This is a genomic window from Niallia sp. WK069_GA_01, from assembly GCF_983173855.1.
Window position 1 is genome coordinate 3065449 of record NZ_OZ470138.1, and the last position, 19820, is coordinate 3085268.

The following is a 19820-nucleotide window of genomic DNA, read 5'->3' on the forward strand; positions in this document are numbered from 1 at the left end:
ACCTTTTTATGGAAGTGTGCTTACTCGTTTTCTTGTTTCTGAATCAATCTCTTGTATAACAGCAAGACTCGGGTTTGCTATATTTTGATGATTGCTTATTGCCTGTTCTATTAGTTCTTCAATTTGCAAGAAGCTAATTTCACCTTTTAAAAACTTTGCAACAGCTATTTCGTTTGCTGCATTTAAAACGGTTGGCAATGTTCCGCCCTGCCTTCCCGCTTCATAAGCAAACGCGAGACAACGGAAACGCTCCAGATCCATGTTTTGAAAATGAAGTTTTCCTATACTCGCCAAATCCAAACGTTGTGCTCCATGTAATGGCAAACGATCTGGAAAGGTAAGCGCATATTGAATTGGCACTCGCATGTCTGGAGAACCCAGCTGTGCCATTACACTACTATCATGAAATTCTACCATTGAATGAATAATACTTTCTTTATGCAGCAATACATCAATTTTATCGTAAGGAAGCGAAAATAACCAATGCGCTTCTATTACTTCCAACCCTTTATTCATCATCGTAGCAGAATCAATCGTTATTTTTGCCCCCATTGACCAATTAGGATGATTTAGTGCATCTTTTAATGTAACATGTTCTAACTCTTTTCTCGTTAAATCACGGAAACTGCCACCTGAAGCCGTAATAAGGAGACGCTCGATGTTTTTTTCCTGTTCTCCCTGCAAACATTGATAGATGGCAGAATGTTCACTGTCTACAGGTAATATTGCCACATTATTTCTTTTTGCTGCATCCATTACTAAATGCCCTGCCATTACTAATGTTTCTTTATTGGCAATTGCAATCGTTTTTTTCGCTTCAATCGCCTGCATAGTTGGCTGTAAACCTACGCTGCCTAAAACGGCATTTACCAGTATATCCGCTTTATGATAAACAGAAACCTCCACTAACCCTTCTTTTCCAAAAGAAAAAGCAGTATTTGGAAATTCTTGTTTCAAGCTTTCATAATCTTTTTTGTCTGCAACAGAAACTAGAGAAGGTTGAAATTCCGTAATAATTTTTTTTGTTAATTCTATGTTTTTACCAGCGGAAAATGCAACCAGTTGAAAAGTATCTGGATTATGTCTAATCACATCCAAAGTTTGCGTCCCAACTGATCCTGTTGCTCCCAATAAACTAATATACTTCACTATACTATCTCACTCCTACTACCAATACTTCCATATTTGTTTAGTCAGCCTCTGCAAAAGGTTAAACACCCACCACAATATAAGCTAACTGTTTTATAATAATGAGAAAGCATCAAAGATAAAATAAAGCAATGGCCATACAAATAATAAACTATCAAAACGATCTAATATTCCACCATGTCCTGGCAACAGCTTTCCAGAATCTTTTACCTCATAATGTCTTTTTAAGGCCGATTCAACTAAATCCCCAATTTGTCCAAATGCGGATAATATGATTGTTACTAATCCTATTATATACCATTCTATGTAACCAAAAGCACTAAATAGAACAGAAACTATTACGGCACAAACGATTCCGCCTATTGCCCCTTCAACCGTTTTGTTAGGGCTGATTTCCGGCCATAGTTTCCTCTTGCCAAGCGCTCGTCCAATAAAATAAGCTCCAGAATCTGTTGCCCATATCATAAATAGCGAATAGAAAAGAATCCAAACGCTAGCCTCTCTCACTTCCACAAAAAAATGAAAGCCTACTCCCATGTAAAGAACAGATAAAATAGAGTATGCAGCATCGTCTATTGAAAAGTGATTTTTTGAAGCAACCATATATGTCAAATAAAAAAGCACTGCAAATAATCCAATCTCTATTTTCGATAAATGCATAACGTCTAAAAAACCATCATAATCTGCTGGTAAAATAAAGATCCACACAACTAGTAAAGAAAGCAATCCTGGAATGGAGAAAAGACGGATTTTCCGCATTCTTAATAATTCAAATAATCCAACGCCAGCCATTAAGAATGTAAATAACACGAGCGGAAATCCTCCAATAAAAACAAAAGGGAGGAATAAGCCTGCCGCAATTATCGCCGTTATTATTCTCTGTTTCATAGTAAATTCACAACCCTCATTAGACTCCTCCAAAACGTCTTTGCCTGTTTTGGAATACTTCAATAGCTTCAACTAAATGTACTTCACTAAAATCTGGCCATAATACATCTGTAAACCATAATTCTGTATAGGCTAGCTGCCACAACATAAAGTTGCTAATCCTAATCTCTCCACTCGTCCGAATAAGCAAGTCAGGATCAGATAAATTTGATGTCATTAAATAAGTTGACAATACATCAGCAGTTATATCATCGACATTCATCTTCTTTTCTTGACAATCGTTCACCATATTTTTCACAGCATGAACAATTTCCGATCTGCTGCCATAATTTAAGGCAAAATTTAAAATAAGGCCCGTATTATTTTTTGTCTTCTCCATAGCATCTTCTAAAGCTTTTAATGTATGCTTCGGTAATTGATCCGTATATCCTATAGAAGTTACACGAACATTCTTTTCTATTAACTCAGGCAAAAACGTACCGAGAAATTGTTCAGGCAATGACATAATATATTCTACTTCTTTTTTTGGTCTTTTCCAATTTTCCGTTGAAAAGGCATAAAGAGTTAATACCTTTATTCCTAATTCATCTGCCAATTTTGTGATTCTTTTTACACACTTCATTCCTTCATGATGACCAGCAATTCTTGGCAGTTTTCTTTTTTTCGCCCAACGGCCATTTCCATCCATTATGATCGCAACATGTTCAGGAATTGTCTGTTGCTTCAGAAAAGAAATCCGTTCTTGGAGATTAGAAGACAAAGCTCTCTTCTTCCAAAATGTTAGCTTGTTAAACATACAAATAGCTCCTCCGAAATAAATCCTCGTCTTTCCTTCTATAACTTTCGAGTCTTAAAGCGTATTTCTATCTAAAATAGCTTAATAGAAGTTTCCCTTTCTATCTTAAAGGAAACTGGACGATTTAAGCAACTATCAGTTTATTATCATGTGATAATAGCTAAAAAACCCCCTAAAAATTAGAGGGTCCAGACTGTTGACAAACGCTCATTTTCTTTGGGTGTTTCCTTCTTAAATGCTTCCATCACAATGCAGCTCCAGCACTCCAGATGAATTTGCTCCTCAAAAAATCAGCGTTTCCCGTCAGTCTAAGAAATCAACATTTATCTCATGAAAAAATTTCAGACTGTCGATAAATACTGGCATTTTAGTTTAAGAAGTTAAAAGGCTATCTTTTGACTCTCTTTCCCCAACGACAGATGCCAAAACGAGAAATGATTTATCTTCTTTTCGTTAAATTAGTTTAAAATCTTGTTAACTTAAACTTCTAGTATTTCTTTTTCTTTCTCTTTTGTAAGAGTATCGACTTTGCTGATGAATTCATCTGTTAATTTTTGGATATCATCATTGTAGCCACGAAGATCATCTTCCGTAATTTCGCCGCTTTTTTCTAACTTTTTCAAATCATCATTTCCATCACGACGAATATTACGAATCGCAACTTTTGCCTCTTCTGATTCTTTTTTTACATTTTTCACTAATTCTTTACGACGTTCCTCTGTTAACATCGGAATAGATAAACGGATTACACTTCCATCATTAGAAGGATTCAAGCCAATATCAGATTTTAATATCGCCTTTTCAATGTCTCCAAGAGCTGTTTTATCATAAGGTTGAATAACAAGCAGTCTAGCCTCTGGAACACTAATACCAGCTAATTGGTTTACTGGTGTTGGTGCACCATAATAGTCAACTGTTATTCTGTCTAAAAGCGAAGCACTCGCACGTCCTGCACGGATGCTTGCTAATTCGCGAGAATAGCTTTGAATTGCTTTATTCATTTTTTCTTTTGTTTGAGAAATAACTTGTTTCGGCATTATTTTTTCCCCCTTACTAAAGTACCAATTGTTTCACCCATAACCGCTTTTTTAATATTGCCATTATCCATGATGGAAAATACAATTAACGGAATATCGTTATCCATACATAGTGATGAAGCAGTTGAATCCATTACAGCAAGTCCATCTTTAATTACATCAAAATAAGTTAACTGATCAAATTTTGTTGCTGTTTTATCTATTCTCGGATCTGCTGAGTACACTCCATCTACATTGTTTTTCGCCATTAAGATAACCTCTGCTTCAATTTCCGCAGCTCGAAGTGCAGCAGTAGTATCAGTTGAAAAATAAGGATTTCCTGTTCCAGCAGCAAAAATCACAACACGTTTTTTCTCTAGATGACGAATCGCACGTCTTCTTATATACGGTTCTGCAACTTGTCTCATCTCAATAGAGGTTTGTACACGTGTTTCAATCCCTATTTGTTCTAAACTATCTTGAAGTGCTAAAGAGTTCATTACAGTTGCAAGCATTCCCATGTAATCGGCATTGGCACGGTCCATTCCCATTTCTTCTCCGATTTTACCTCGCCAGATATTTCCGCCGCCTACAACAACTGCCGCTTCTACACCTAGCTCAGCAACTTCTTTCACTTGTTCGGCTACATTTTTTATTACTGCTGGATTAATCCCAAATCCAGCCTCTCCTGCTAATGCTTCACCGCTTAATTTAAGAACAACACGTTTATATTTTGGATTACTCATGGAAACCTCCGCTTAATTAAAATATCTTGAAAAATAGGGAACACCATGGTGTTCCCTATAGAAAGCTTTTTAAATTCAATTACTTATTATTTTTTGTTTACTTGGTTCATAACTTCTTCAGCGAAGTTATCTTCACGTTTTTCAATTCCTTCTCCTACTTCATAACGAACAAACTCGCGTAAAGTAGCGCCTTTTGATTCCACAAATTGACGAACTTTTTGATCAGGATTTTTAACGAAAGATTGATCAAGTACACAAACATCTTCAAAATATTTACTTAAACGGCCTTCTACCATTTTAGCAACAATTTTCTCTGGTTTGCCTTCATTTAATGCTTGTTGTGTTAAAACTTCTTTCTCATGTGCAACTTCTTCTGCAGAAACTTGATCACGAGAAACATATTTTGGGTTTAATGCAGCAATATGCATTGCAACGTCTTTTGCAGGCGCTTCATCTGTAGTGCCTTCAAGAACAGTTAACACACCAATGCGTCCACCCATATGTAGGTAAGCACCGAATGTATCGTTGTCTGTTTTTGTTTTGATTTCAAAGCGGCGAAGGGATAATTTTTCACCAATTTTAGCAATTGCAGCATTGATGTGGGATTCAATTGTTGTTCCTTCTTTAATATGTTGTGCATGTGCTTCTTCAACAGATGCTGGTTTATTTGCTAATAAATGATCAGCTAATTCTTTAACCAAAACTTGGAAACCTTCGTTTTTCGCAACAAAGTCCGTTTCAGAGTTTACTTCCAAGATAATTGCTTCGTTTCCATTAACAGAAATGAAAGTAGAACCTTCTGCAGCAACACGATCTGCTTTTTTCGCTGCACTTGCAATACCTTTTTCACGTAAGAAATCGATTGCTTTTTCGATATCCCCATTTGTTTCTGTTAGTGCCTTTTTGCAGTCCATCATTCCAGCACCAGTTTTTTCACGTAGTTCTTTAACCATTTGAGCTGTTACAGCCATAGTAGTTAGCCTCCTTGAGATTTATTTATGTACTATTTTTTTAACCAATTATTCTCCAGTTTAAGCAATATTCTTTAAAAAAAGGTGATAAGAGGGATGCCCTTTATCACCTTTTTTACAAGTCCCTAAACTTGGTGCCTAGCTAATGCTAGGTTGTAAGAATTTTTCTTTCTGCAAATAGCTGTATTGTCTATTAAGCAGTTGTTACTTCTTCACCTTGTTTAGCTTCTAAAATAGCATCTGCCATTTTTGCAGTTAATAATTTAACAGCACGGATTGCATCATCATTCGCAGGAATAACAACATCAATTTCGTCTGGATCACAGTTTGTATCAACAATACCTACAATCGGAATGTTTAATTTATGAGCTTCAGCAACAGCAATACGCTCTTTGCGTGGATCAACAATAAACAGGCAATCCGGAATTTTTTTCATATCTTTAATTCCGCCTAAGAATTTTTCTAAACGATCAAGCTCTTTATTTAATTGAACTACTTCTTTTTTCGGAAGTACTTCAAAAGTGCCATCTTCAGACATTCTTTCAATTTCTTTTAAACGTGTAATACGTTTTTGAATTGTTTCAAAGTTTGTTAAAGTTCCACCTAACCAACGTTGGTTTACAAAGTATTGACCAGAACGGATTGCTTCTTCTTTAACAGAATCTTGAGCTTGTTTTTTTGTTCCTACAAAAAGAATCGTTCCGCCGTTACCAGCAAGTTCTTTTACATAGTTATAAGCTTCATCAACCTTTTTAACTGTTTTTTGAAGATCGATGATGTAAATGCCGTTACGCTCTGTAAAAATGAATTTTTTCATTTTTGGGTTCCAACGGCGAGTTTGGTGACCGAAATGTACACCAGCCTCAAGTAATTGTTTCATTGAAATAACTGACATGTTTGTTCCTCCTAATGGTTTTGATTTCCTCCGCTTTTTTCATTTCTAATCAAAACTGTAATAAAACAGCACCATTGATTAAATCCAAAAGCGTGTGTATTAACACCATTTGTTAATATAGCATATGTATTGAGGACAATCAAGTTATTCGTGACTTTTTTGTCTAAATTTCAGGAATAATTCTATTTCTGTTTTTCCTTTGTTTAAAATTTTTGCAATTTCTTCGGTTTTTTTACCTTGTTCACTTAAATCAACTACCTGTTCTAACAATGTTTTTTCTTTTTCTGTAGATGAGATTAAATGCAATAATTCATTAACATCCTCTTTTTCCCTAGATTCCTTCCCTGCTGTTTTTTGATACGCATTTACTGCTTGCTTTTTAGTGTGCAGTGACTTATTGACAGTTAATTCTTTGTCAAAAGAAGCTGCTGGTATTGGGGAGTCCTTATTTTCTTTGGACATCGTTTTACCTTTTTTTTCTTTTTCTACTTCATTTAACTTTTGGATAAACAGCTCATTCTCTTCCTTCATTTCTGCGATAAAAACTGCCATAACATTTTCTATTTCTTTCATTGACTGTTCCTGTTTTTTTTCCATCATATTAAACCGATTCTGACGTACAAATAACAGAGCAATAAATAAAAAAGCTAAAATATTTAAAGTGATACTTATTATTAGCAAAAAAGCATTCAATTCTATCCCTCTATCCACTGTAATCGATGGTAATTCCCTTATAAGGATGATAAGTTGGTTTTTCCTCGTGGTCATCGTCCTTATTTTCAGATGACCGCTTCTCCCATTTCTTATCTTCTTTCTTTTTTTCTTTGTCAGCTATCGTTGCTGCAGACTGTTCCCCTTTCATAATGGTCGTCCTTTTTCTTTCCTCTTCGTGCGAAAGAACTTGGCTAGATTGCTGATAAAAATTTTGGGCTTTTTGACCTTGCTGTTCTTGTGCTTTTCCAGCATCATATGTCCTTGGAATTGCGATCTGCAATTCAATAGCTTTTAAACTCACATCAAGCCACTTCCATTCGTTTTACATTACTTTTTCTAATGACTGTCTTAATTTAAAAATTGCTTTAGAATGAATTTGTGAAATTCTTGATGTCGATAAGTTCATTACTTGACCTATTTCTGTTAATGTCAGTTCTTCTTTATAAAATAAACTAATAACAAGCTGCTCTTTATCATTTAAAAAAGAAATCATATCAGCCATTTCTCGAATTAGTTCATCCTTTACCAATTTTTCTTCCGGTATTTCGGTTTTATTGTCCCTGATTACAAAGGTTGGCCCTTCCTTTTCCTCATGATCATTTAATTGCTCATCAATCGAAAGCACATTAGCAAAAAAATGTTCGTTCATGGTGGAATACACTTCTTCTGGACTGAGTTCCAATTCCTGAGCAATTTCCTGTACGGATACATTTCTCATTTTTTCTTGTTCAAGCCGTTCGATTGCAGCATCGATTTTTTTTGACTTCTCTCTAGTTCCTCTCGACAGCCAATCTTCTTTTCTCAATCCATCAATTATGCTTCCTCTTATTCGAAAGGACGCATATGTATCAAACTTCAAATCTCTTTTCGGATCAAATCTGACTAAAGCATCATATAAACCCATCATGCCTAAACTATTTAATTCCTCTCTCGAAACACTTTTTGGGAGTCCAACAGATATTCTTTGTACATGAAAGCTGACTAATGGCAAATATTTTTTGATTAGTAGATTGCCTGCATCTTTATCACGTGAATCAATCCACATATCCCATGCATATTTATCCTCTGTTGTTGAATCATTTCCCATGAAATTTCCTCCTAAAAACAACATATCCACTTAAATATTCCTACGGTTTAATCTGTTTATCCTAAAAACTTTCACTTCTTGTCACATTATATCTAATTCAGCTAAATACTTAAACAAACTATTTAGAAAAAGCAGGAGATTCTATCGCTTTATTTAAATCTTATAATAGAATTAGTCTTTCTAAAATTTTATCAAAAAAAATAGATAAGAGACTTTGTTCACCTTATTTTCTTAAAAAATAGGAAAATAAACCTATAACAACAGAATAAGAAAAAAGGATGTTCCTCTTGCTTTGGAACATCCTTTTTATTTACCATTCTAATTAACAACTAAGCCACCCTGAAAAAAGCTTTTTTCCTCTCAATTAGTCCGCAGCTGGAATACACTTCGCTTTCCATGGGGCGAATTGATTGCTTGGGGGTTGGCTTTAAATAACTTGTGTTCCTTTATTTACTGTCCGAATGGTTAATTCCGTCGTTTTTGGATTAAATTCAATCGTTCTTCCACTATTTCCACCGACATCTTCGCCACAAATTTGTATATTCAGGTGCTGTAATTCTTTTTTTACAGCTTCCACATTTCTTGGACCAATTCTCATAATATCACTTGTCCCTGAGAACTGAAACATTTGAGCACCACCAGCGATTTTTGCTTTTAATAACGCTTTTTTTGCTCCCAACAATTCTAAATGTTTAACTAAAGCTACAATGGCGGTATCAGCGAATTTTGCTATATTTAGCGTTCCAGACTTGGCCAAAGATGAATCAGGCAGCATAATATGGGCTAGTCCTGCAATACCTGTTAATTGATCATATAAAACAACACCAACACAAGACCCTAATCCAGATGTTCGTATCAAATGAGGAATTTGAACTGTATTCATGTCAGCAATGCCAACTTTAACAACAGTTTCTTGTTCAATCATCACTTGTCACTCCCAATGCCCCAAACAAAATATCAAATGATTCCGGATCTGGCAGTAAGAAAAAGTGACCATTGACACTTTCAGGTAATGAATCTTCTTCTTCATTTAATGCTGTGTTAATGACGATAGCATAGTCACTGACTTGTGATAACTCAATCAGCCCATAACTTATAATTGCACCTACCATATCAATAGCAAGAGCTGGAACAGAAGGATATAAAGATAGATTTGTAAAATCAGATAAAGAAGATAGATAGGAGCCTGATAAAATATTGCCTAATTCCTGAAGTGCAGAAATAGCTAACTCATCAAAAGGAGGCGTCTGTAATTGGATAGAAGCATCCCCAATCATATCTTTAATGAAATTAGTCGCTTGTTCAATTGGAAGCATAAAAAACATGCTTCCAGGAACATCTCCTTCAATTCTTAAAAAAACTCCTGCGACAATATTTTCCGCTCCGCCTGCCATCTCCATCATCTCATCAAAGGAAACAATTCGAACATTTGGCACCTTCATATCAATCTTTTTATTTAATAATTTTGAAAGAGAAGTTGCAGCATTCCCTGCACCAATATTTCCAATTTCTCTTAGTACATCCAAATGTATTGAATTTATTTTATCTGTAAATGCCATCATTATCCTTCACTTTTTGTATAGTTTTTTAATTCTTCTCGATCAAAAACTTTTTCAACATTCACAAGAATTAAAAGTCTTTTTTCCAACTTTACTACACCGCTTATATAATCCACTTCTACTCCACCAACCACTTCTGGAGCAGGCTCAAATTCAGATGTATTCACATCTACTACATCATTTGCAGCATCAACAATAACTCCTACTTCAATATCAGCTAACGCAATGATAATAATACGTGTACGTTCTGTATATTTTATTTCTTCTAAACCAAACCGTTTCCTTAAATCAATCAGCGGAGTTACAACACCTCGTAGATTGATCACACCTTTAACAAATGGTGTAATATTAGGTATTCGAGTAATATGCATCATTTTTTCAATCGACCGTACTTGATTGACAGGGATTGCATATTCTTTTCCCTTTAGCTCAAATATAATTAGTTTTATATCAGTTGAAACAGATTCTCCCATTCTCACACATTCCTCTCTATTAAGCACACCATAATCATTCTATTTTCCATTACTTAATCAGAGCATTACAATCAACAATTAACGCAACTTGACCATCACCCAAAATGGTAGCACCTGAAATGGCAAAAGCATTAGCAAGATAACTGCCAAGTGACTTTAACACAACTTCCTGCTGGCCAATAAAGGAATCTACTACAAACCCCGCAAGTTTTTCCCCTTTTCTAGCAATTACAACAGAATAAAAGTCATCTTCGTCTTTTGTTATTGGAACTTCAAATGTATCTTTTAAGAAAAGCAACGGAACTACTTTTCCTCGAAAATCAATAACTGTCTGATTATGCGCCTGTAAAACATCTTCTTTATGAACAATAGCTGTCTCAATAATAGAAGATAGTGGAATAGCATACTTTTCTTCTTGTATTTCTACTAGCATTACCGAAATAATAGAAAGAGTAAGGGGCAATTGTATAGAAAACAATGAACCATTTCCTTCTTGTGATTCGATTGTTATATTTCCGCCAAGAGACTCAATTGTACTTTTTACAACATCTAGCCCAACTCCTCTGCCAGAAATATCTGATATCGTTTCTGCAGTAGAAAAGCCTGATGCAAGAATTAATTCAGCTATTTGTGAATCGGTTAAACTATTCGCCGTTTCTTGTGTAATTAATCCTTTATTTAGTGCTCTTTCTAACACTCTCTTTTTATTAATGCCTGCCCCATCATCTTCCAGTTCAATAAAGACATGATTCCCACTGTGGTAGGCTCTTAAAACAACCGTTCCTTCTTCGCTTTTGTTATTTGCTCTTCTTACTTCTGGTGTTTCAATCCCGTGATCCATTGCATTTCTAATCAGATGAACAAGAGGATCGCCAATCTCATCAATAACCGTACGATCGAGTTCTGTATCTGCTCCAATTATTTCTAAGTTGATTTTTTTATTTAAATCTCTTGCTAATTGACGAACCATGCGAGGGAAGCGGTTAAAAACCGTTTCTACTGGAACCATTCTCATGTTTAAAATAATGTTTTGTAAATCTCCTGTTATTCTGGACATTCTTTCCACTGTTTCATGAAGTTCTTGGTCTTTTAAATCTTGAGAAATTTGTTCCAATCTCCCTCGATCAATTACCAATTCTTCAAAAAGATTCATTAGTATGTCTAAACGTTCAATATTTACTCGGATCGTTTTACTGGTTTGTTTTGCAGCCGTTCCTTGTTTTACTTCTTCCTCTTTTACTGATGCAATTTTATTTGCAACAGGGGAAGGACTTTCTATCACGTCTTTGTCTTCTTGCTCGACCTTTGTTTCAGCTGTAGAAAGACTGTAGGCAGAAAAAGGTATTACTTCAACATCTTCCACTTCCGATACATTCATAATTTTTGCTTTTATTACATGCTCATTTTCTTTCGTAATATGCGTTACCATAAATTGAAAATCAAATTTTTCCTCTTCTAATTCTTCTACTGGAGGATTAGACTTGATAACTTCTCCTAAAGACTCAAGTGCTTCAAATACCATAAACACTCTGGCAGCCTTCAGTAAACAGTCTTGTTTTAAACGAATATTAATTTCATATGTATAAAACCCTTGTTCCGAAGATTGCTGCAAAATAGTTGTTTCGAATTCGTCATAATTGGCTGTTGATTGTGGTTTTTCTGTAGTAGTTGCTGCGGCAATCTCTTCTTTTGCAGGAGATTCAGCAACTGTGTTATCGTTCTTTTCAATTGCAATTAATTTCTTTACAACTGCTTCTACATTCTTCTTCCCGTCCCCGCCACTTGCGATGGATTCTACCATTGCCTCTAAATCATCCACTGCTAAAAAGATAACATCTAATATTTCCGGTGAAAATGCAAGTTTCTGATTTCTTATTGCATCCAGCACATTTTCCATTTGATGGGTTAAACTTGCTAAATCTTCATACCCCATCGTCGCAGACATACCTTTTAATGTATGGGCGGAACGAAATATTTCATTTACTATTTGAATATTATCAGGATTTTTTTCTAATTCTAATAAATGTTCATTGCATGCCTGTAAATGTTCTTTGCTTTCTTCTATAAAAACCTCTAAGTATTGATTCATTTCCAATTGCTTCACACCCCTTGGCGTTATACATATTTCATTATTGTTTCTGCAATATTTTCTACATTTTGTATTTCATCAATACATTTTGTTGCGATGGCCGCTTTCGGCATTCCAAAAACAATCGATGTTTCTTTTGATTCAGCAATTGCTTTAATCTTATCCGAATTAGCTAATTCAAGCAGGCCATTTGTACCATCAGAGCCCATACCTGTCATAATGACAGCAATTTTGGCGTAGTGATGTAATAAGCTTACAGAATGAAACATCACATCAACAGATGGTCTATGCCCATTAACCGGTTTAGATTGCTCTAATTGTACAGCAATTTTCTTTCCAATAGGTTTTACCTTTAAATGAAAACCACCTGGAGCAATATAAGCAACACCCTTTTGGATAAGTTCTCCATCGGCCGCTTCTTTCACTATTATGCTAGAAAGTGTATTCAATCGATTTGCTAGCGATTTTGTAAAGTTCGGCGGCATATGCTGTACGATTAATATCGCTGCATTAATCTCTTTTGGCAGCTTTGTTAAAACATGCTGCAAAGCTCTTGGTCCACCAGTAGAAGTTCCTATCACGATAAGTTTTTCTTTCTTTTCATGCCAATTTTTTTCTAAAAACAACTTTTTCCCTAATTCTTTTCGATTGTTTAGTTCTATATTACTATAAGAAGTTCGTGGAATAACAGTATTAATTCCTTTTTTCGTTATATTTAATATCGTTTTAAGTTTTACTTTATTTGCTGAAATTACTTTTTCTATTAATTCTTGTTTTACTTTATGTAAATCTAATGAAATAGGGCCAGATGGTTTACCGACAAAATCAATTGCCCCCATTTGAATAGCTTGAATGGTGTTATCTGCTCCTTCCTTTGTTGTACTGGATAGCATAATAACAGGAACCGGATTTTCTACCATAATGCGTTTTAACGCACGTAATCCATCAAGCACTGGCATTTCAACATCTAATGTAACAACATCAGGCTGTAATTCTTTAATTTTCCGAATACCATCTTCGCCATTTCTAGCAGTGCCAACTACTGTAATGCGAGAATCCTCAGAGAGAAAATCGGCAATAAGTTTACGCATAAAAGCCGAATCATCCACTATTAGAACTTTTATTTTCTCCATGTATACGCACTACCTTTCAAACAGAAACCTTTTTAATTTTGTAACAAAATGTGTTTTGCTTTTTTGTGCAGAGTCTGAAAACAGTTGTTTACAATATCTATCGGTTAATTCGAATAAAGCTTTAGCAGCTATTGATTTTTCATTAAAAATAATAAAGGGAACTTGTTTTCGAACGGCCTGTAAAACCTGTTGATCATCTGGTATCATCCCTAAACTAATCGCATCTTTTTCTAAAAATCGGGCCAAAACATATTTTAACTTTTGAAATGTGTCCCTACCCTCTTTAGCAGAAATTATACGGTTCACTACTATATAAAAAGGAATGTCCTTTTTATGCAGATAAATAAACTTCATGGCGGCATACGCATCTGTAATAGATGTAGGCTCTGGAGTAGTTAAAATAATGACTTCATCCACAGATAAAATAAAATGCAATGAATCGTTGCTGATCCCAGCCCCCATATCAAATAGGACATAGTCATATTGATTAAGAAATAAGGTGAATTCATGAAAAAACCTATCCATTGTTTCCTGCCCCATATGGACAAAATCAGATAAGCCAGATCCTCCTGCTATATAGTGAATACCTTGTGGACCTTCATTGATAATGTCTGAGAACGATGCTTTATTTTCAAAATAATCTACAATTGTAAATTTTGAGTGGATCCCCATTAAAATATCAATGTTTCCCATTCCAATATCCATATCCATTAATAAAACAGAATGCCCTTTTTTTAGTAAGGAAAGCGAAAAGTTGAGAGAAAAATTTGATTTCCCAACTCCTCCCTTTCCACTAATAACAGCAAGGGTTTTTTGATGATTCTGCTGATAAATTTCTTGAAATCTTTTTCGTAAAATGTCCGCTTGATCTGTCATTTTTCATCGACCCCAATTATCCTATTTACAATTTCTAAAGAAGTTGCTGCAAGCATATCATCCGGAACATTTTGACCTGTCGTTAAATAAGCAACACCTTTTTGATATTTAACAATCAAATTGACCATACTACCATATGTAGATGTTTCATCCATTTTCGTAAAAACAAACCGATCAATATCAATAGTAGAAAACTGACGATAAATTTCCTCCATATCCTCTTGTTTTGCTGTTAAAGATAATACTAATAATGTTTCCATCTCTCTTTTATAATCGACCACTTTTTTTAAATCTTCAACATATTGTTTATTTCGGAAATTTCTTCCCGCCGTATCAATTAAAATAACATCACAAGTTTCTAGTTTTTTTGCTGCCAACTCAAAATCTTTTAAGTTATAACATACTTCTAAAGGAACATTTAAAATATTGGCATATGTTTTTAATTGTTCGATTGCAGCAATGCGATAAGTATCTGTCGTAATAAACCCAATTTTTTTATGATGTTTTAACATAAAATCTGCAGCCATTTTAGCCAATGTAGTTGTTTTCCCAACACCTGTTGGTCCAATCACGTTAACAAATTTTTTGGATAATGATAATTCTCCAAATGTATTGGACGCAATTTCTTGATGTAAATACTTTTGTGCCCATTCTTTTACCTCATTAACTGATTTGTCTTCCCCTTCTCGATACCATTTCTCTATTAGTTTTTTTACTACTTTTGTTTGAAGTTGTTCATCTAAATGTTGTTTTTCTAAACAACCCATTACTTGTTGGATTGGTCCAGGCAGTGTCATTTGATTCTTTTTTTCTTGTTGAGCTATTTCCTGCACCCGATCGTTTAATTGATTCAACTGTTCCATTAGTTGATTTGTTGATAGATTAGCAGACGAAGACATCTCCTCTGCTTCTTCCAGCTTTTCATCTAAAAGCTTTGGAAACGGAGGTATTACTTTCTTTTTAACAGATGTTTCACTATTTATTGCAGGATCAATCGCCGCAAGCACTTCAATATTTCTTTTTTTAAAAAAACCTAAAAAACCACCTGTGTGAATTACTTTTGAATGTAAAATTACTGCTTCATTTCCTAATTCAGAACGAACCTTTTTCATTGCTTCCGGCATGCTTTCTGCGATAAATTTCTTTATTTTCAATCTATATTCACCACCCCGACACTCTGTACTTCAACATTTGCTTCTAATTCGTTATACGATAATATAGGTATTTGCGGGAAGTACCGCTCTGTTAATTGTCTAATATACATTCTTACAGCAGGCGAGCATAATACAATTGGTATTTGTTCCATTACAGATAATTGCTCCACTTGAGAAGCTAAATTTTCTAATACTGATTGCGACATTGCTGGATCAATTGCTAAATAATTACCATGCTCCGTTTGTTGAATATTATCTGCAATTAATTTTTCTACTTTTCCTGACAAAGTAACCACTTTTAAAGAATCTCCATTTGACGAATATTGATTGGTAATTTGTCGGGCTAATGCTTGTCTTACATACTCTGCCAGCAGGTCTGTATCACTTGATATTTTTCCAAAATCCGCTAATGTTTCAAAAATAATTGGCAAATTTCGAATCGATACATTTTCTTTTAATAATTTTGACAATACTTTTTGGATATCTCCAATAGATAAAGGGTTTGGTGTTACTTCTTCTACTAAAATAGAATACGTTTCTTTTAAATGATCAACCAGTTGTTTTGTTTCTTGTCTCCCTAACAGTTCATATGCATTTGCTTTTATGACTTCTGTTATATGCGTCGAAACAACAGAGGGAGGATCTACCACGGTGTAACCAAATATCTCTGCTTGTTCTTTTGTTTTCTCTGTAATCCATTTAGCCGGCAAACCAAAAGAAGGTTCCATTGTATCTATTCCTTCAATAGAATCATCTTCTATTCCAGGACTCATTGCCAAGTAATGATCTAATAACAACTCGCCCCTTGCTATTTCATTGCCCTTGATTTTCAAACGATATTCGTTCGGCTGCAGTTGAATATTATCTCTTATTCTAACAACAGGAATCACCAGTCCTAATTCAATAGCCAATTGACGTCTGATCATAACCACACGATCTAATAAATCTCCCCCTTGATTTGCATCAGCAAGTGGTATTAACCCGTAGCCAAATTCAAACTCAATTGGGTCGATGCTTAATAAAGTGACAACACTTTCTGGACTTTTCAACTCATCTGTTTGCAGTTCTTCTTCCATTTCCTGTATTTGTTCAACATCCTGTTTTGGAGATTTAGATAACGAATAACCACCAAATGCTAGCAAAGCAGCAATCGGAATTGTTAACACATCATCAATTGGCGTAAATAAACCTAATAGTAAGATCGTTCCTCCAGCAATGTATAGCATTTTGGGATAGGCTAAAAGCTGTGTGGAAATATCTGATCCTAAATTGCCATTAGATGCCGCTCTTGTTACAATAATACCCGTTGCAGTTGAGATAAGAAGAGCTGGGACCTGACTGACAATCCCATCACCGACAGACATTAAAGAAAAATTATGTGCAGCATCTCCAATCGACATCCCTAACTGAGTCATGCCAATTATTATCCCAAAAATTAAGTTGATCAACACAATAATGATTCCAGCTATTGCATCACCTTTTACAAATTTACTTGCTCCATCCATTGATCCATAAAAGTCTGCTTCTCTGCTTACCTTCTCGCGACGTGCTTTAGCATCCTGTTCGGAAATAATACCAGCGTTTAAATCTGCATCAATACTCATTTGTTTTCCGGGCATAGCGTCTAATGTAAATCTTGCCGCGACTTCTGATACACGCTCCGATCCCTTTGTAATAACAATAAACTGTATAATAACTAAAATAAAAAAGACTACTAAACCAACTACAATATTCCCACCTACGACAAATGTTCCAAATGTATGGACAACTCCACCAGCATCACCAGTAGATAATATCGATCTTGTGGTAGACACATTTAATCCTAACCGAAATAATGTCATCAATAATAATATAGACGGAAATATAGAAAATTCTAAAGGCTCATTCATACTCATCGTTAATAATAATATTAATAATGCCAACGTAATATTTATTAATATGAAAAAGCTTAATATCCATGTTGGAAATGGAATAATCAGCATGGCAACAATTAAAATTACACTAAATAATACAGTAAGATCTCTACCAGACATATGTTTCGCTCCTAACTAAATCACAACATCTAAATCAAAATTTCCCCTATCAAAACTTCTTAAACTTTATACAGTCGCTACCAAAAAAGGCAATAGCTTATACATTTTTTTCATTTCTTGTTCGATACACAAAGGCAAGAATTTCTGCTACTGTTTTAAAAAATTCTTCTGGAACTACATCGCCAACTTCTATTTGACTGTATAAAGCTCTCGCAAGCGGCCTGTTCTCCACCATTACTACATCATTTTCTTTTGCAATTAATTTAATCTTCTGAGCAACAAAATCTATTCCTTTTCCAACTACATAGGGAGCATCATATTTATCTTCTTCATATTTTAGTGCAATGGCATAATGCGTTGGATTTGTTATGACTACATCTGCTTTTGGAATGTCCTGCATCATCCTCCGCATAGCCATCTCCCTTTGCCTCTGTTTGATTTTGGATTTTATTAGAGGATCTCCCTCCATATTTTTGTACTCATCTTTAATATCTTGCTTGGACATTTTTATATTTTTTTCATAATCAAATCGCTGATACAAATAATCAAGCAGTGATAAAAATAACAAAACACCAGACGCATATAATCCCATTTGAACGGTTAATTTTGCTAATGTTAGTAACGAAGCATACACAGGTTTTTGGGACAATACTAATAGCTCGTTAAACTGAGACCATAAAATAGAAAAGACAACAATTCCAATGAAGCTTATTTTTAAAATGGATTTTAAAAGTTCTATAATGGAACGCAAAGAAAAAATACGTTTAAACCCTGATATAGGGTTTATTTTTTCTAACTTAAATTGTATCGGTTCTGTTGTAAATAAAAAGCCTACTTGCATATAATTTGCAATAAGGGCCGCAATTACTGCCGTTATAAGAATAGGACTTAATAATAAAGCCATCTCTTTTAGAATCTGCAAAAAAATATTCTTAACCGTTTGCTCACTTAAGTCTGTTAACATAAAGTCTTGGAAAGAATGATTCATTAACGCAATAAAACCTTCTAGCATGTAGCCTCCTGTAAAATGGAGAACAGCAAAAACTGCAAGAAGCACAATAGCGGTGTTTACATCCTGACTTTTAGCAACCTGCCCTTTTTTTCGTGTATCTTGTCTTTTTTTCGGAGTTGCTTTTTCTGTTTTTTCTCCTGCGAAATATTGTAAATCTAAAGCCAAATAGTTCATTTTATGATCCACCTATAATATTCATCATTTCTCTCATCGCTTTAAGTGTTGTTGAAAATAAATGAGAAACGGATGCCATTAATACCCCCATTACAATCATTAAAATAATTAATCCAGCCATTATTTTAATTGGTACGCCCACAACAAATATATTTAATTGCGGAACCGTTCTTGCAACGATTCCTAAGCCAATGTCTACTAAAAAAATGCTTGCCACAACTGGTATAGACATCTGAAAAGCAATTGCAAACATAAGTACAAATGATTTTGTAACAAACAGAATTAGATTTTCATCCCCTAAGGCTATCCATGCTTCATTAAGCGGAATATAATGATAGCTGTAAAATACTCCATCTAATAATAGATGATGCCCATCAATCGTTAATAAAAAAAACAACGCAACGGTATATAAATATTGACCAGTAAGAGGACTTTGGGCACCTGTTTGTGGATCCAAGACATTTGCAATGGCAAAACCCATTTGAAAGTCAATTAAGCCTCCAGCAATCTGGACGGCAGAAAATATCATATAGGCTAAAAATCCGATTAATAATCCGATTAGCGCTTCTTTTAGAATAAGCAAATAATAAGTCCCATCAATGGTAAACGTTGGCGGATTCATATTAATAAACATAATGACAGAAAGAAAAAAACCTAATCCTACTTTATGAGTCGAAGGAATAGTCCGATAAGAAAACAAAGGAAGCATAAGAAAAAACGCCGTTACGCGCACAAAAATAAGTAAAAATGCCGGGAATTTCGGTAAGAAATCAATCATTGTTTAACCTATAAACCTAGTTAAATTAGAGAATATATCAGCAGTATAAGATAGCATATGGCTAAGCATCCAAGAACCAAAAAAGATAACACCTAAAAGTACGGCAACTATTTTAGGTACAAAAGCCAATGTTTGTTCTTGGATTTGAGTTGTCGCCTGAAAAATACTAACTGCTAACCCAACTACTAAAGCAATAATCAGTAATGGACCACTAACAACAAGAACTGTCAGTATACCGGTTTTAGCTATTGATATGACCATTTCGGAAGACATGTTT

21 protein-coding genes are annotated in these 19820 nt (G+C 34.7%); all 21 read right to left on the reverse strand.

Annotation, left to right across the window (positions count from 1 at the left end):
* Window positions 1-6: 6 nt before the first annotated feature.
* The 21 genes from AC5LWL_RS14600 to fliQ all read right to left on the reverse strand — a co-directional run bounded on the left by AC5LWL_RS14600 (window position 7) and on the right by fliQ (window position 19816).
* The gene (locus tag AC5LWL_RS14600) at window positions 7-1149 is read right to left on the reverse strand and encodes a 1-deoxy-D-xylulose-5-phosphate reductoisomerase (RefSeq protein WP_493434982.1); all 1143 of its coding nucleotides are present in this window, start codon (window positions 1147-1149) and stop codon (window positions 7-9) included.
* Between the two features lie 93 nt (window positions 1150-1242).
* A complete protein-coding gene (locus AC5LWL_RS14605; protein ID WP_493434983.1) occupies window positions 1243-2037 on the reverse strand; it encodes a phosphatidate cytidylyltransferase in 795 nt (264 codons plus the stop codon).
* Window positions 2038-2056: 19 nt separating this feature from the next.
* A complete protein-coding gene (gene uppS, locus AC5LWL_RS14610; protein WP_493434984.1) occupies window positions 2057-2833 on the reverse strand; it encodes an undecaprenyl pyrophosphate synthase in 777 nt (258 codons plus the stop codon).
* Window positions 2834-3312: 479 nt separating this feature from the next.
* A complete protein-coding gene (gene frr / locus AC5LWL_RS14615) occupies window positions 3313-3870 on the reverse strand; it encodes a ribosome recycling factor (protein ID WP_493434985.1) in 558 nt (185 codons plus the stop codon).
* Window positions 3870-4595, reverse strand: a complete 726-nt coding sequence (pyrH, locus tag AC5LWL_RS14620; protein WP_493434986.1) for a UMP kinase — start codon at window positions 4593-4595, stop codon at window positions 3870-3872. The genes frr and pyrH overlap by 1 nt, the downstream gene beginning before the upstream one ends.
* Before the next feature lie 86 nt (window positions 4596-4681).
* On the reverse strand, window positions 4682-5566 hold the full coding sequence (tsf, locus tag AC5LWL_RS14625; RefSeq protein WP_493434987.1) for a translation elongation factor Ts: 885 nt from the start codon (window positions 5564-5566) through the stop codon (window positions 4682-4684).
* A gap of 193 nt (window positions 5567-5759) precedes the next feature.
* Window positions 5760-6461: a 30S ribosomal protein S2 gene (rpsB, locus tag AC5LWL_RS14630; RefSeq protein ID WP_493434988.1), complete on the reverse strand. Its 702-nt coding sequence runs from the start codon at window positions 6459-6461 to the stop codon at window positions 5760-5762.
* 144 nt (window positions 6462-6605) lie between these two features.
* A complete protein-coding gene (locus AC5LWL_RS14635; RefSeq protein ID WP_493434989.1) occupies window positions 6606-7034 on the reverse strand; it encodes a hypothetical protein in 429 nt (142 codons plus the stop codon).
* Between the two features lie 130 nt (window positions 7035-7164).
* Window positions 7165-7476 carry a hypothetical protein gene (locus AC5LWL_RS14640; RefSeq protein WP_493434990.1) on the reverse strand — a complete coding sequence of 104 codons (312 nt, stop codon included), beginning with the start codon at window positions 7474-7476 and terminating at the stop codon, window positions 7165-7167.
* 21 nt (window positions 7477-7497) lie between these two features.
* On the reverse strand, window positions 7498-8262 hold the full coding sequence (locus AC5LWL_RS14645) for a FliA/WhiG family RNA polymerase sigma factor (RefSeq protein WP_493434991.1): 765 nt from the start codon (window positions 8260-8262) through the stop codon (window positions 7498-7500).
* Between the two features lie 427 nt (window positions 8263-8689).
* Entirely contained in the window at window positions 8690-9187 is a 498-nt protein-coding gene (locus tag AC5LWL_RS14650; protein WP_493434992.1) for a chemotaxis protein CheD, read from the reverse strand.
* Window positions 9180-9821 carry a chemotaxis protein CheC gene (locus AC5LWL_RS14655; protein WP_493436618.1) on the reverse strand — a complete coding sequence of 214 codons (642 nt, stop codon included), beginning with the start codon at window positions 9819-9821 and terminating at the stop codon, window positions 9180-9182. The genes AC5LWL_RS14650 and AC5LWL_RS14655 overlap by 8 nt, the downstream gene beginning before the upstream one ends.
* Window positions 9822-9823: 2 nt before the next feature.
* Window positions 9824-10294 carry a chemotaxis protein CheW gene (locus tag AC5LWL_RS14660; RefSeq protein ID WP_493434993.1) on the reverse strand — a complete coding sequence of 157 codons (471 nt, stop codon included), beginning with the start codon at window positions 10292-10294 and terminating at the stop codon, window positions 9824-9826.
* 49 nt (window positions 10295-10343) lie between these two features.
* A complete protein-coding gene (locus tag AC5LWL_RS14665) occupies window positions 10344-12389 on the reverse strand; it encodes a chemotaxis protein CheA (protein ID WP_493434994.1) in 2046 nt (681 codons plus the stop codon).
* A gap of 20 nt (window positions 12390-12409) precedes the next feature.
* Window positions 12410-13516, reverse strand: coding sequence for a protein-glutamate methylesterase/protein-glutamine glutaminase (locus tag AC5LWL_RS14670; protein WP_493434995.1), 1107 nt, complete (start codon window positions 13514-13516; stop codon window positions 12410-12412).
* Between the two features lie 9 nt (window positions 13517-13525).
* Window positions 13526-14392, reverse strand: coding sequence for a MinD/ParA family protein (locus AC5LWL_RS14675; protein ID WP_493434996.1), 867 nt, complete (start codon window positions 14390-14392; stop codon window positions 13526-13528).
* The gene (flhF, locus tag AC5LWL_RS14680) at window positions 14389-15546 is read right to left on the reverse strand and encodes a flagellar biosynthesis GTPase FlhF (protein ID WP_493434997.1); all 1158 of its coding nucleotides are present in this window, start codon (window positions 15544-15546) and stop codon (window positions 14389-14391) included. Before flhF ends, AC5LWL_RS14675 begins: the two co-directional genes overlap by 4 nt.
* Window positions 15543-17579 (reverse strand): flagellar biosynthesis protein FlhA, encoded by a 2037-nt coding sequence (gene flhA, locus AC5LWL_RS14685; protein WP_493434998.1) that lies wholly within the window; start codon window positions 17577-17579, stop codon window positions 15543-15545. Before flhA ends, flhF begins: the two co-directional genes overlap by 4 nt.
* A 97-nt stretch (window positions 17580-17676) precedes the next feature.
* Entirely contained in the window at window positions 17677-18765 is a 1089-nt protein-coding gene (gene flhB, locus AC5LWL_RS14690) for a flagellar biosynthesis protein FlhB (protein WP_493434999.1), read from the reverse strand.
* A gap of 1 nt (window position 18766) precedes the next feature.
* On the reverse strand, window positions 18767-19543 hold the full coding sequence (gene fliR, locus AC5LWL_RS14695; protein WP_493435000.1) for a flagellar biosynthetic protein FliR: 777 nt from the start codon (window positions 19541-19543) through the stop codon (window positions 18767-18769).
* Between the two features lie 3 nt (window positions 19544-19546).
* A complete protein-coding gene (gene fliQ / locus AC5LWL_RS14700; protein WP_493435001.1) occupies window positions 19547-19816 on the reverse strand; it encodes a flagellar biosynthesis protein FliQ in 270 nt (89 codons plus the stop codon).
* Window positions 19817-19820: the final 4 nt, after the last annotated feature.